The sequence below is a fragment of the Enterobacter sp. 302C9 genome (genome assembly GCF_034106085.1).
GTDB classification, from domain to species: Bacteria; Pseudomonadota; Gammaproteobacteria; order Enterobacterales; family Enterobacteriaceae; genus Enterobacter; species Enterobacter asburiae_B.
Genome location: NZ_JAWNBW010000020.1, coordinates 1 through 13,862, shown reverse-complemented (window position 1 = coordinate 13,862; position 13,862 = coordinate 1). Strand labels below are relative to the sequence as shown.

Annotated in this window: 11 protein-coding genes, 5 tRNA genes and 1 pseudogene; 3 read left to right on the top strand and 14 right to left on the bottom strand. The window is 54.7% G+C overall.

Annotated elements, in window-relative coordinates; genetic code table 11:
• The 5 genes from UR289_RS21700 to UR289_RS21680 all read right to left on the bottom strand — a co-directional run.
• Positions 1-321: GTP-binding protein (locus tag UR289_RS21700; RefSeq protein ID WP_040176433.1), on the bottom strand; the 321-nt coding region annotated here is incomplete at its 3' end.
• Between the two features lie 118 nt (positions 322-439).
• Positions 440-515, bottom strand: a tRNA-Thr gene (locus tag UR289_RS21695).
• Positions 516-521: 6 nt separating this feature from the next.
• Positions 522-596: transfer RNA gene (locus UR289_RS21690), tRNA-Gly, on the bottom strand.
• A 117-nt stretch (positions 597-713) separates the two neighbouring features.
• Positions 714-798, bottom strand: a tRNA-Tyr gene (locus UR289_RS21685).
• An 8-nt stretch (positions 799-806) separates the two neighbouring features.
• Positions 807-882: transfer RNA gene (locus tag UR289_RS21680), tRNA-Thr, on the bottom strand.
• Positions 883-1,199: 317 nt separating this feature from the next.
• Between UR289_RS21680 and coaA the strand changes: the two genes are divergently transcribed.
• On the top strand, positions 1,200-2,150 hold the full coding sequence (gene coaA / locus UR289_RS21675) for a type I pantothenate kinase (RefSeq protein ID WP_032668002.1): 951 nt from the start codon (positions 1,200-1,202) through the stop codon (positions 2,148-2,150).
• A 43-nt stretch (positions 2,151-2,193) separates the two neighbouring features.
• Here the strand turns inward: coaA and dppF are convergent, their stop codons facing one another.
• The 9 genes from dppF to UR289_RS21630 all read right to left on the bottom strand — a co-directional run bounded on the left by dppF (position 2,194) and on the right by UR289_RS21630 (position 12,759).
• Positions 2,194-3,207 (bottom strand): dipeptide ABC transporter ATP-binding subunit DppF, encoded by a 1,014-nt coding sequence (gene dppF, locus UR289_RS21670; RefSeq protein ID WP_023309965.1) that lies wholly within the window; start codon positions 3,205-3,207, stop codon positions 2,194-2,196.
• Positions 3,204-4,187 carry a dipeptide ABC transporter ATP-binding protein gene (dppD, locus tag UR289_RS21665; protein ID WP_008502772.1) on the bottom strand — a complete coding sequence of 328 codons (984 nt, stop codon included), beginning with the start codon at positions 4,185-4,187 and terminating at the stop codon, positions 3,204-3,206. The genes dppF and dppD overlap by 4 nt, the downstream gene beginning before the upstream one ends.
• Before the next feature lie 10 nt (positions 4,188-4,197).
• On the bottom strand, positions 4,198-5,100 hold the full coding sequence (gene dppC, locus UR289_RS21660) for a dipeptide ABC transporter permease DppC (RefSeq protein WP_029742039.1): 903 nt from the start codon (positions 5,098-5,100) through the stop codon (positions 4,198-4,200).
• A 9-nt stretch (positions 5,101-5,109) separates the two neighbouring features.
• Positions 5,110-6,129: a dipeptide ABC transporter permease DppB gene (gene dppB, locus UR289_RS21655; protein ID WP_023334097.1), complete on the bottom strand. Its 1,020-nt coding sequence runs from the start codon at positions 6,127-6,129 to the stop codon at positions 5,110-5,112.
• A 160-nt stretch (positions 6,130-6,289) separates the two neighbouring features.
• On the bottom strand, positions 6,290-7,897 hold the full coding sequence (dppA, locus tag UR289_RS21650; protein WP_033146993.1) for a dipeptide ABC transporter periplasmic-binding protein DppA: 1,608 nt from the start codon (positions 7,895-7,897) through the stop codon (positions 6,290-6,292).
• A gap of 620 nt (positions 7,898-8,517) precedes the next feature.
• Positions 8,518-8,594: transfer RNA gene (locus UR289_RS21645), tRNA-Pro, on the bottom strand.
• Positions 8,595-8,685: 91 nt separating this feature from the next.
• Positions 8,686-10,380, bottom strand: coding sequence for a kdo(2)-lipid A phosphoethanolamine 7''-transferase (gene eptB / locus UR289_RS21640; protein WP_033146994.1), 1,695 nt, complete (start codon positions 10,378-10,380; stop codon positions 8,686-8,688).
• 239 nt (positions 10,381-10,619) lie between these two features.
• A complete protein-coding gene (locus UR289_RS21635; protein ID WP_047059769.1) occupies positions 10,620-11,822 on the bottom strand; it encodes an MFS transporter in 1,203 nt (400 codons plus the stop codon).
• A 238-nt stretch (positions 11,823-12,060) separates the two neighbouring features.
• Positions 12,061-12,759 (bottom strand): autotransporter domain-containing protein, encoded by a 699-nt coding sequence (locus tag UR289_RS21630; RefSeq protein ID WP_047059768.1) that lies wholly within the window; start codon positions 12,757-12,759, stop codon positions 12,061-12,063.
• A 154-nt stretch (positions 12,760-12,913) separates the two neighbouring features.
• Between UR289_RS21630 and tag the strand changes: the two genes are divergently transcribed.
• Complete coding sequence (gene tag, locus UR289_RS21625) at positions 12,914-13,495, top strand: DNA-3-methyladenine glycosylase I (protein WP_320711571.1); 582 nt, start codon at positions 12,914-12,916, stop codon at positions 13,493-13,495.
• Positions 13,473-13,733 (top strand): annotated as a pseudogene (locus UR289_RS21620) (N-acetyltransferase); the annotation flags it as partial. The gene tag and the pseudogene UR289_RS21620, both read left to right, overlap by 23 nt.
• Between the last annotated feature and the right edge of the window lie 129 nt (positions 13,734-13,862).

Sequence of the window (13,862 nt, the reverse complement as noted above, 5' to 3'; positions counted from 1 at the left end):
AGCAACAACCAGGATCGCGCCGTCCATCTGCGCAGCACCGGTGATCATGTTTTTAACATAGTCGGCGTGGCCTGGGCAGTCTACGTGTGCGTAGTGGCGAGTCGGGGTGTCGTACTCAACGTGAGAGGTGTTGATGGTGATACCACGAGCTTTTTCTTCTGGTGCGTTATCGATCTGGTCGAATGCACGAGCAGAACCACCGTAGGTTTTTGCCAGAACGGTAGTGATTGCAGCGGTCAGCGTTGTTTTACCATGGTCAACGTGGCCGATAGTACCGACGTTAACGTGCGGTTTTGTACGTTCAAACTTTTCTTTAGACATCGATTGTCCCTCTAAGACACGGATAAATCGGTGATATCACCACATCAACCAGGCGAAATGCCTGAATTGTTGAATACAGTAAAATTGAAACAGAGAGAAACGGGAAGGAGAAGTGAAGTGGTGCTGATACCCAGAGTCGAACTGGGGACCTCACCCTTACCAAGGGTGCGCTCTACCAACTGAGCCATATCAGCACGTATTGGAGCGGGCAGCGGGAATCGAACCCGCATCATCAGCTTGGAAGGCTGAGGTAATAGCCATTATACGATGCCCGCATCCTGAAACTCGGCTACCCAGTTCTTTCTGTAACAAAAAAAGAGATTTCTCTCTTTTTCAGTTTGAGCTGGCTAATTTTTCCAACCAGCTCCGGCGGCATTTACGCTGCCAGAAAGTGGTGGTGGGGGAAGGATTCGAACCTTCGAAGTCTGTGACGGCAGATTTACAGTCTGCTCCCTTTGGCCGCTCGGGAACCCCACCGGACTTGATGGTGCCGACTACCGGAATCGAACTGGTGACCTACTGATTACAAGTCAGTTGCTCTACCTACTGAGCTAAGTCGGCATCAAGTAGCGCGCATTCTATGGATACCTGCGCGGTCATGCAACTAAAAATTTGCATAAAACGTTCTTTCGCTCACATTTTATGCGAACAGCGTATCGGACGCTGTAAAAGTAGTCATTTGAGGTCAAATATTCAACATATCATCGTGATTTGCACCGTATTCACCGTAGCGTGACGGCTTCCGCGTAACGCAGCGCTTTCCATCTTTTTTCTTATTATTCCCGTCATCTGGTGTTAACCTCCTGCCCATTGTCCAAAATTAACTGTGTGATGAGCCACGATCCGGCAGTGTGATGCTGGCTCACTGAAGCATGCTTATGAGCAAAAAAGAGCAAACGTTAATGACGCCTTATCTTCACTTTAACCGCAGCCAGTGGGCTGCCCTGCGTGATTCCGTCCCTATGACGCTGACGGAAGGTGAAATCGCACGGTTAAAAGGGATAAACGAAGATCTGTCCCTGGAAGAGGTGGCAGAAATTTATCTCCCCCTCTCTCGCTTGCTTAACTTCTATATCAGCTCGAACCTGCGCCGTCAGGCCGTGCTGGAGCAGTTTCTCGGGACGAACGGTCAACGTATTCCTTATATCATTAGTATCGCAGGCAGCGTGGCCGTGGGTAAAAGTACCACCGCGCGCGTCCTGCAGGCGCTGTTGAGCCGCTGGCCGGAACACCGCAGCGTGGAGCTGATCACGACAGACGGCTTCCTGCACCCGAACGAGGTGTTAAAAGAACGTGGGCTGATGAAGAAGAAAGGTTTCCCGCTTTCTTATGATATGCACCGTCTGGTGAAATTTGTCTCTGACCTGAAATCCGGCGTGCCGCACGTGACTGCGCCAGTCTATTCGCACCTGATCTACGATCGCATCCCGGGTGGGGATAAAACCGTGGTCCAGCCGGACATCCTGATTCTGGAAGGTCTGAACGTGCTGCAAAGCGGGATGGACTATCCTCACGACCCGCATCACGTATTCGTCTCGGACTTCGTCGATTTCTCTATTTATGTCGATGCGCCGGAAGACCTGCTGCAAAACTGGTACATCAACCGCTTCCTGAAGTTCCGCGAAGGGGCGTTCACTGATCCGGATTCCTATTTCCACCACTATGCCCAGCTTTCTGAAGAAGAAGCGATCGGCGTGGCGACGGGGCTGTGGAATGAAATCAACTACGTGAACCTCAAAGAGAATATCCTGCCGACGCGCGAGCGCGCGAGCCTGATCCTCACCAAGAGCGAGAAGCACGCCGTCGACCAGATTCGCCTGCGGAAATAATCAAGCAGACATAAAAAAACCGGCTTAGCGCCGGTTTTTTTCGTTATGCCTGTGGCTTCTCGCCATTTTCATCCTGATCGACCGCAAAGCAGGCAACCAGCTGGCCGCCATAATCCTTCAGCTGCGGCTGGAGCTGGGTACATGGGCCAAAGCGGCGACTGCAGCGGGCGTTGAATGCACATCCCGGAGGCGGATTCAGCGGGCTTGGCAGTTCACCCGTCAGCTTAATACGCTCACGACGATCGTCCGGGTTCAGACGCGGCGTCGCAGACAGCAGCGCCTGGGTATACGGGTGACGAGGGTTATTAAAGATCTGGTCTTTAGTCCCCTTCTCCACGCAGCGCCCCAGGTACATCACCATCACTTCATCGGCAATATGCTCCACCACCGACAGGTCGTGGGAGATGAACACGTAAGAGAGCCCCAGCTCCTGCTGGAGATCCATCATCAGGTTCAGCACCTGCGCACGCACGGATACGTCGAGCGCGGAGACCGGCTCATCGGCAATCACCACGTCCGGATCGAGCATCAGCCCGCGGGCGATAGCGATACGCTGACGCTGGCCCCCGGAGAACATGTGCGGATAGCGGTCATAATGCTCAGTTTTGAGGCCGACCTTCGCCATCATCGCCAGCGCTTTTTCACGGCGCTGCTCTTTGCTCAGATTACTGTTGATCAGCAGCGGCTCTTCCAGAATCTGCCCCACTTTTTTACGCGGGTTCAAAGAACCGTACGGGTTCTGGAACACAATCTGGATTTTCTGGCGGCGCAGCTTCTGCGCCTGCGGATCGTGCTTGAGCAGATCCTGCCCCTGATAATAGAGCTCCCCGCCGGTCGGCACTTCAATCATCGTCAGCAGACGGCCCAGCGTGGATTTGCCGCAGCCTGACTCCCCCACCACCGCCAGCGTTTTACCGCGTTCGAGGTTAAAGGAGACGCCGTCCAGCGCTTTCACCAGGCGTTCAGGGGCAAACAGCCCCTTCTTCACCGGGTAGTATTTTTTTAGATCGATGGCCTGCAACAGCGGTTGTTGCGTGGTGGCCTGTTGCGTACTCATAGTGTTGGCCTCCCGGCATCATCGAGTGGGTAGTGGCATTTCGACTGACGGCCGTCAGCAAGCTGGTTCAGCTCTGGCTCTTCTGCCCGGCATTTGTCCGTTGCATACGGGCAGCGCGGATTGAGCAGACAGCCCTGCGGACGGTCATATTTACCCGGTACCACACCCGGCAGCGATGCCAGACGCGCTTTGTCCTGAGCAAACTCCGGCAGCGCGCGTAAAAGCGCCTGGGTATACGGATGACGCGGCGCGCGGAAAATATCGTGTGAATTCCCGGTCTCGACCACCTGGCCGGCATACATCACGATGATTTTGTGCGCGGCTTCGGCCACCAACGCCAGATCGTGCGTAATCAGCACCAGCGCCATATTCTCTTTCTGCTGCAGCTCCAGCAGCAGTTCGATGATTTGCGCCTGAATGGTCACATCCAGCGCCGTCGTCGGTTCATCCGCAATCAGCAGTTTTGGTCGACAGGCAATCGCCATCGCGATCATCACGCGCTGGCTCATCCCACCGGAGAGCTGGTGCGGGTAAACGTCCAGACGTGATGCCGGGTCAGGAATCCCCACCTGGTTCAGCAGGTCGATCGCGCGCTGACGACGGGTTTTCTTATTCCCGCCCTGATGCACCTTAATCGCTTCCATAATCTGGAAACCAACGGTGTAGCAAGGGTTCAGGCTGGTCATTGGATCCTGGAAAATCATCGCCACTTCGGCGCCCACCAGCTGGCGGCGCTGTTTTTCAGAAATACGCTTCAGATCCTGACCGTTGAACTGCAGGTTTTCCGCCATCACGCGGCCCGGGTAATCAATCAGCCCCATGATCGCCAGTGAGCTCACTGACTTACCGGAACCGGACTCCCCGACAATGCCAACCACTTCGCCCTGATTTACGCTGTAGCTGATGCGGTCCACGGCGCGAAACGGGGTGCCTTCGTCGCCGAAGTGCACCGATAATTTATCTACATTTAATAACGCCATCTCGTGCCTCTTACTGCTTCAGTTTGGGATCAAGCGCATCACGCAGGCCATCACCCATCAGGTTAAATGCCAGCACCGTCAGCAGGATTGCCAGACCCGGGAAGGTGACAACCCACCAGGCGCTTTGTGCGAACTGCAACACGTCGGAGAGCATGGTGCCCCACTCCGGTGTTGGCGGCTGCGCACCCATGCCCAGGAAGCCAAGAGCGGCCATATCAAGAATGGCGTTAGAGAAACCGAGCGACGCCTGAACAATCAGCGGCGCCAGGCAGTTAGGGAAGATATTCACGAACATCTGGCGCATCGCACCGGCACCCGCCACGCGAGAGGCCGTGACGTAATCGCGGTTCACTTCCACCAGCACCGCCGCACGGGTTAAACGCACGTAGTGAGGGAGCGCCACGAAGGTCAATGCCAGCGCGGCATTGCCTATCGACGGGCCGAAGATCGCCACCAGAACCAGCGCCAGCAGCAGGCTTGGCAACGCCAGCATGATATCGACGATACGCATGATGATGTTATCAACGATGCCGCCGAAGTAACCGGCAACCAGGCCGAGTACAACGCCCATGATCAGCGACAGCACAACAACGAGACAGCCTACCAGCAGCGACAGGCGCGCGCCGTACATCAGACGCGACAGCACGTCGCGACCCACGTCATCGGTACCCAGCAGGTGCGTCAGGCTACCGCCATCCTGCCACGCAGGCGGCGCGAGCAGCGCATCGCGGAACTGGTCCGCCGGATTATACGGTGCGAGGAAGTTCGCAAACACCGCAATCAGGATCATGATTACGACATACACCAGCCCTACCACCGCGCCTTTATTGCGCTTGAAGTAGTGCCAGAATTCCTGCAGCGGCGTCATAGGAACCGGTGCAGCGACCACTTTATTTTGAGTGACTTGTGACATGATGGTCCCTTACTTCTTATGACGAATACGCGGGTTCACCACGCCGTACAGCAAATCGACCAGCAGGTTGACGAGGATAATCATCGTCGCGACCAGCAGTACACCGCCCTGCACAACCGGATAGTCACGGCGTTGCAGCGCGTCAATCAGCCAGCGTCCAAGGCCCGGCCAGGAGAAGATGGTTTCGGTCAGGATCGCCCCCGCCAGCAACGTCCCCACCTGAAGGCCGATAACGGTCACCACCGGCAGCATGGCATTACGCAGCGCATGGACGATGATGACGCGCATACGCGTCAGGCCCTTGGCGCGCGCGGTGCGGATATAATCCTCACCCAGCACTTCCAGCATCGATGAACGGGTCATTCGCACGATCACCGCCAGAGGAATGGTGCCCAGCACCATGGCAGGCAGGATCATGTGCGCCACGGCATCAATGAAGTTGCCCTCTTCGCCCCAGATAGCCGTATCGATCAGCATAAATCCGGTGAGCGGGTTGGAGTCATCAAGGAAGACCATATCACTGACGCGCCCGGAGACCGGTGTCAGGTTAAGCTGCACCGATACCAGCATGATCAGCATCATGCCCCACCAGAAGATAGGCATGGAGTAGCCGGTCAGCGCCAGGCCCACGGCGGTGTGGTCAAAAATAGAGCCACGCTTGACGGCAGCCAGTACCCCAACAGGAATACCCACCGCAGTGGCGAAAATCATGGCGCAGACGCCAAGCTCCAGCGTCGCTTTAAAACGCGGCACGAACTCGTCCCACACCGGAAGACGGCTTTTCAGCGAAATCCCTAAATCACCGTGCAATACGCCCCAGATATAGTGGAGGTACTGCTGCCACATCGGCTTATCGAGACCGAGTTCCGCCAGCAGCTGTGCATGGCGCTCAGGGGAAATACCACGCTCGCCCGCCATAATCATTACCGGGTCGCCGGGGATCATATGGACGAAGGCAAAAGTGAGAAGGGTGATACCGATAAACGTGGGGATAACAAGTCCCAGACGTCGGAGGATGAACTGCAACATAACCCGGATTCTCTCTGATGACGCACGACCAGTGGCGTGACGTCTGTATTGCTCACAAATGTAAATTCCCTCTCCCAGCGGGAGAGGGTTAGGGTGAGGGGATGCATGCATCCCCTCACCCCTGCCCTCTCCCAGAGGGAGAGGGAGAACACCCTACTTATTATTCAACAGATACGTTTTCGAAGTGGTGTTTGCCCAGTGGATCAACCACATAGCCCTTCACTTCTTTACGCACTGGCTCGTATACGGTGGAGTGAGCAACAATCAGCGCCGGAGCCTGATCGTGCATAACAACCTGAGCCTGCTTGTACAGTTCGATACGTTTGTTGTGATCGTCGGTCGCACGCGCCGGCTGGATCAGGTCTTCAAACGGCTTGTAGCACCAGCGAGAGTAGTTAGAACCGTCTTTCGCCGCCGCGCAGCTGAACAGGGTGGCGAAGAAGTTGTCCGGATCCCCGTTATCACCGGTCCAGCCCATCATTACCGCCTGGTGCTCACCCGCTTTGGCGCGCTTCAGGTACTCGCCCCACTCGTAGGTCACAATCTTGGCCTGAACGCCAACTTTAGCCCAGTCAGCCTGAACCATTTCCGCCATACGGCGTGCGTTCGGGTTGTACGGACGCTGTACCGGCATCGCCCACAGCTCAACGGTAAAGCCTTTATCCTGGCCCGCTTCTTTCAGCAGCGCTTTCGCTTTCTCAGGATCGTAGGTGTAGTCTTTAACGTCGTCGTTATAACCCCACATGGTTGGTGGGATCAGGTTTTTGGCAGCAACGCCAGCGCCCTGGTAAACCGCCTTGATGATCGCTTCTTTGTTCACCGCGTAGGTCAGCGCCTGACGCACTTTCACGTCATCAAACGGTTTCTTCTCGGTGTTGAAGGAGAGATAGCCCACGTTCAGGCCAGCCTGCTCCAGCAGGTTGATGTTCTTGTCCTGCTTCATACGGGCGATATCAGCCGGGTTCGGGTACGGCATTACCTGGCATTCGTTTTTCTGCAGTTTTGCATAACGCACTGACGCATCAGGCGTGATGGAGAAGACCAGACGGTCGATCTGCGGCTTGGTGCCCCAATAGCCTTCGAACGCTTTATACAGAATGCGGGAGTCTTTCTGGTACTGCAGCAGCTGGAATGGACCGGTACCGATTGGGTTCAGGTCGACTTTTTCCGGCGTACCGGCTTTCAGCATGTTGTCCGCGTACTCTTTGGACAGAATTGAAGCGAAGTCCATGGCCAGGTCAGCCAGGAATGGCGCTTCCGGACGCGTCAGCACGAACTGAACCGTTTTATCGTCCACTTTTTTCACTTCAGCGATCAGGTCTGGCAGACCCATCCCTTCGAAGTATTCATAGCTGCCGCCAGACACTTTGTGGTACGGGTTCTGAGCGTTTTTCTGACGGTCGAAGGAGAACACAACGTCGTCGGCGTTAAAGTCGCGCGTTGGTTTGAATTCTTTGCTGTCCTGCCACTTCACGCCCTGGCGCAGGTGGAAGGTATAGGTTTTACCGTCTTCGCTGACGTCCCACTTCTCGGCCAGACCCGGAATCACTTCCGTGGTACCGGTTTTGAATTCAACCAGACGGTTATAGATCGGTACAGAGCTTGCGTCGTAAGTCGTACCAGAGGTAAAGAGCTGTGGGTTAAAGCCTTCCGGCGAGCCTTCAGAACAGTAAACCAGGGTTTTTGCCTGTACGCTTGCTGCCACGGTCATAGCCACCAGGCTCAGACCAAGCTTCAGCATCCCTGACTTCTTCAAGGAAATACTCATTATTCTGCTCCAATGTGATGTTTTGCTTTGTTGTGTTACGCCGCCAGACCTTTATTTATTTTTTACCCGGTCCGGTCGGTGATGCCCGAAGGCTTTAAAGGGATGGAGAATCCTTTCAGAAGAGCGTTTGAGTTGCAGCGCAGATCGTCCCTGAAATGCCCCTCATGCCCTACAATCTGTCAACAGAATGTGAAAACGTCAATACAGGTGACGGGGATTTACGCTGAGTGTGAGAAACCGCAAACAAAGATTAAAAAAACTATGTATGCCAGTTTTCAGCAGGGAAATTTATGCTACTCGCTATCTTGCAGCACAAGTCTCTTCATATTTCGCAACAATCAGTGATTAACTTTTATTCAGAATGGGTAAATTTTCTTGCAGAATGGTGATTATCTGAGCACTAAATACCGCGAACGTTAAAACGCACAGCGAAAAATGCTGAGGTTATCCATAAGCAACGCGAAAAAAGATCAATCTATATATAAAAAAATACAATGGATTATGTCACAAAATCGTTAACAGGCAGGGAGAAGCAGGCCTAAGGGGCGTTTTGGATACTCTGACGGGATAAGATCATAATGCAAAAAGGGCTAACCTTGCGGTTAGCCCTTTTCAGAATGTGGTCGGCGAGAGAGGATTCGAACCTCCGACCCACTGGTCCCAAACCAGTTGCGCTACCAAGCTGCGCTACTCGCCGAATGCGGAGCGCATCTTACTGCTGAGGTGCGCCCCCGTCAATCCCTTATTTTCAAAAAGCCATTCAACTGGCGATATTCTCGCCAGGGCAGCTACTGCGCGGCTTTTACGCTGTTATCAGGGAGTTTACACCAGTTGTTGTTTTCGTTAATCCCACCATTCGGTGAGGTATAGCCGAGACAACCCATAATGGTGTCGTACAGCTCAACGTGACGACGCGGCACCTTCATCTCCGCCTCTTTTTTCAGCTGAGCAAACATCTTCGCCTTCTCCGGATTTTCAAGATACTTATCCGACATCCACATGATCATCGGCACGCGGAACTGCTCCGGCGGTGCCAGCTTGCGCGGCGTACCGTGCAGGTGCTCTTTCTCATTGATGGATTCACCGTGGTCTGCCGCGTAAATCACAATCGCTTTTTTATCGCGCAGCTGGTCGATCACCCGGCTCAGGAAGGTATCCACGTACAGCACCGAGTTGTCGTAGGCGTTGATCAGCTCCTGCTTGCTGCAGTCTTTATTAATGCCCACGCACTCAGGCTGCCACTTCGCAAAATCACGGGTGTAGCGCTGGTAGTAGCTGTAATGCGACCCTTTGGTATGCAGAATAACCAGATGCTTGCCCTGCGGATGGTTCTTGAGGGATTGCGACATCTCTTCCAGCAGCAGCATGTCGTCGACGTTTTTACCGCGGTTACGCGGTTCGGCGCCAATCTGCTCGCGGTACGCAATGTTATCTGCCAGCGTGTTGGTGTAGAACCACATCTCACTTTGCATGGCGAACAGGTCAGAGCTAAACCCAAGCTGCTTCAGCACGGCAAACACGTTCTGCTCTTTCAGCGTGCGTTGCGGGTTATCGCTTGCACCGCCTTCACGCACAAACATACAGCGCAGCGAGAGCTTGGTTGCGGTATCGCAGGAGTAGCCACGGTAAGCCACCAGGTTTTTCTCCTGCGCCAGCTTTGGCGTGGTATCCCGGTTATAGCCGAGAATACCCATATGATCCCAGCGCGTCGTTTCACCGATGACGAAGACGACGTACGTATCATCAATCCCGTCGGCTGGCGGCTGGTAGGTGAATTTTTTCAGTGGATTAATCAGCGATTTCACATCACTGGATTCGTCCGCCTGCGCCCAGGCATACAGACCTAACGCTGACAGCCAGTTAGACGGCAAATAGGAGTTTGCCACCACGCCGCCATAGCTTGGCATATCCACGCCCGTCGCTTTTTCGACGCGTTTTTGCTGCGTTTCCATCAGGCGGATTGGCGCCCATACCAGCAGTCCGGCCAGCAGGACAACGACGATATTGCGGATCCGCTGTCCACGGGTGCGCAGCTGGCGTAACAGCGTATAGCGGCACGTATTGTTCCAGATAAAGAACAGCGGTATCAGACAGGTTAAAACTGTCCAGACGATAAAGCCTTTCCCTACCACCTCTTTCGAGAGATCGATATCCGTGGTCATCACCGAGGCAACGATACCGTACCCAATGACCACGTTCATAAAGGTCATGTAATAGCTTGCGGCGGCGGAAATAATCACCACCAGCGAGGCCAAAATTTGCCAGGTACGTCGGCCAAAAAGGGACAGCAGGCGTAAGAGGAAGAAGGTAGCGAGGACGGAGCCGAACACTTCAATGGCGGCAAAAATACCATTACTCACGGTAAGGTGTTCAAAATAACCTTCCACTCTTCTGAACAGTACCGCGCCATTCAGAAATAATCCGATATAGACAGCCAGCATCAGACACAATCTTTGCTGGGTAAGAGACCTAATGTATTTCATGCAAACAACCCTGGGGGAAGGGGTATAAAAACCCGACGAATCTCAAAGAGAAAGCGGACAGAGTAAGTAAATGCGTAAGGAAGCGTTATTAGAAACGTCTACAAGCGCGATAAGTAGACCACAGCGGGAGAGAAAAGTGGCAGCAGAGAGTGTGATCGGTATAAATTTTTACAAAATATCGAGACGGGAAGTGTCTCGCATAAAGAAAAAAGAGGCCACAGAGGCCTCTTTCATACTGCTTACGCGTGCGCTTCTTTGAATACTTCACGCTGCGGCTGGCGAATCGTGGTCGAGAGCGCCAGCGAGATAATCAGCAGGGCAAATATGACGCAGAAGGTCACGTAGAACCCACCGAACAGAGAGGCAATCAGCGAGCCGCAGATGCTGCCGATCCCGAAGCCAAGATAGATAACGCCGTAATTTTTCGCCAGATTGTTCAGGCCAAAGAACTCGCTTACCAGTGACGGGAAGACGGTAATGGTGCCGCCGAAGTTAAAGGCCACGCAGGCAATCGCCGCAAAGAAGGTGGCTTCATTCAGCGGAGCGAACAGCAGCGCCGCCATGCCGACCAGCGAAACCACCTGCCCAATCGTAATCACACGGATGCGGGCAATTTTGTCAGACAGAATACCGAGCACCAGACGACCGGAAAGGTTGGCAATGGAGATGACCGTCACCGCATTCGCCGCCGTGGCCGCATCCAGCTTCACCATCCCCTGCGCGATATCCTTCGCCACGCCGATGACATACAGTCCGCTCATGCAGGCCGTCAGGAACATCACCGCCAGCATCCAGTACTGCGGTTTACGCATGGACTGCGCGAGAGTGAAGTCGTTCTCCACCACGCCGTTAACGGATTTGACCTCCTGCTGCGGCGCATCGGTCATCAGCGTGGCACCGAACAGAATCATCACCAGCACGATTGCGCCCCAGATCATAAAGGTGTTTTCGAGGCCAACGGACGCCAGCAGATGGGAGTCGATAAATTTGAATCCGAGGCTGCCCAGGCCATAGGAGCCGATGGCGAATGCGGAGATGAGGCCTTTACGCTCCGGGAACCACTTCACGCAGTTCGACAGGGTCAGCAGGTAACCTGCGCCATCGGCCAGACCCACCAGCACGCCGGCGCTCAGCCACAGCATCATCAGGTTGCTGGAATGCGCCGTCAGGAAAAAGCCCAAACCCAGCAGAATGCCGGACGCCATGGTCACACGCTTCACGCCAAAACGCTCCTGCAGCTTGCCCGCGACGGAAGACGAAATCGCCAGACCCAGGCTCAGCAGACCAAAGGAGAACGCAACTTGGCTGACCGGCGCGCCGAGTTTGTCGGAAAGCGCGCTGTTAAACAGGCTCCAGGTATAGACCGACCCCAGCGCAAACTGGGTGACGATGGTGCCAAAGAGCGTGAGCCAGCGCGTGCGGTTATAATTTGATGTGTTCATGGCAGTCGTCCTGCAAGAGAAATTAAGGAAGTTCGCTGAGGACAACGATAAACAAAACCTTAATACGCCTGGGGTAAAACGGCATGAAATGCAGGCGGAACGGAATGAAATGCCTGGAATCGGGAATGAATGGCCTGGCCCGGGAATAAAGCGACAGCATGTTAGTATCCGCTATCGCTGTAAAGCCCGTGGTTATTGTATTCTAGATGTTATCGTAACGTTTAAAAAAGTAACAACTCTAGAAATTTGCGCTAACGCCGAGGGTGTATAAAAACTCCTCACCGGTGGTGGTGTGCTCCCCCTGAGCCAGCGACGCATAGGCCGCGACGTGCGTATTAAAAGGAATATCCGTTCCCACGGTGACGTCCATCCAGCTACCGTTTTGGGCAGGGGCTGGCGTTTGCGGCATGCCAAACTGCGATTTCCACTGGTTTTCACCAAACTGCTGGTTATAGCTAATCTGCGCCCACGGACGAAGATCGCCGTACTGGGTATTCACGCGCCACCCCAGCGTGCTGACGCTGGCATGCCAGAGCGGGTCGGTGATTGCCTGCGTCGACGCGCTATCACCAAACTCGTTGATCATCATGGGAGCCGTGCCGTCGTATCGCCACGCCACCACCGGACCGGTGGTTATACGCGCTGAAACCGGAAAATTCCAGCCCACGCTCATCGTCCCCTCCGGCGTGCTGCCAGACGGTATATTCAGGGCAAGACCCGGCGCGTTTTGCGAAGACTGAATACGCTCAGCAAGAATATCCTCATAACGCGGTTGGTGATCCGCGTCCCATGTATAGCGTTCCGCCGTATTATTTTGGGCGTCTGAAACGATATATTCCTGTTGCCAGGCAGACGCTGTATTACAAAAAAACAGGCAGGCTGAAATCCCCACCAGGCCAGAAGCAGCATGGCGACCACTGATTTTTTTTATCATCATCAACGCGACCCCAGAGAGAGCCGAATTCGGCGATATTTGTCGTTATTCAGGAAGAGCTTATAGCCCTTGTATTAACTATTGTCTTTATAGTAAACACGTCAAGCCAGTCAGAATGAAAATTTTGCGAAATCAGTATCAATAAGGGAGATGACGGATGGAACGTTGCGGTTGGGTGAGCCAGGATCAGCTTTATATCGACTATCACGATCGGGAATGGGGCGTGCCGGAAACGGATGGCAAAAAACTCTTTGAGATGATCTGCCTGGAGGGCCAGCAGGCGGGGTTGTCCTGGATTACGGTACTGAAGAAACGCGAAAACTACCGCAACGCCTTCCACCAGTTCGATCCTGTCGCCGTCGCTGCGATGACCGATGAAGACGTGGAACGCCTGGTGCAGGACGCCGGCATCATCCGTCATCGCGGTAAGATCCAGGCCATCATCGGTAACGCACGCGCTTACCTGGCGATGGAACAAAACGGCGAATCGTTCTCAGATTTTGTCTGGACGTTTGTGAACAACGATCCGCAGGTCACCCAAACCGCCACGCTCGCGGAAATCCCGGCCTCTACCCCGGCCTCGGATGCGCTCTCGAAGGCCCTGAAAAAACGCGGCTTTAAGTTTGTCGGTTCCACCATCTGCTACGCCTTTATGCAGGCCTGTGGCCTGGTCAACGACCACGTTACCGGCTGCTTCTGTCATCCGGGAGGCCATCATGATCCGCAAATGGCAAAGTGAGAATACCGCGCCGCTTCTGAGCCTGTGGCTTGAAAGCACCACGGAAGCGCATCCGTTTATCGAGCCGGGTTACTGGAAAGAGAATGAAGCCATGGTGCGGGACGTTTACCTGCCGTCGGCGGAAACCTGGGTCTGGGAACAGGATGGCGAGCCATACGGATTTATCAGCGTGATGCAGTCTCAGTTTGTCGGCGCGCTGTTTGTCGCACCGTCATGCATCGGGAAAGGCATCGGGCGCGGGGGGGGGGGGGGGGGGGGGGGGGGGGGGGGGGGCGGGGCGCGGGCGGGGGGGGGGGGGGAAGTGTGTTCGGGGTGGGGGGGTGTGGTGTGTGGGGGGGGGGTGGGGGGTGTGGGCGGGGGGCGGGGG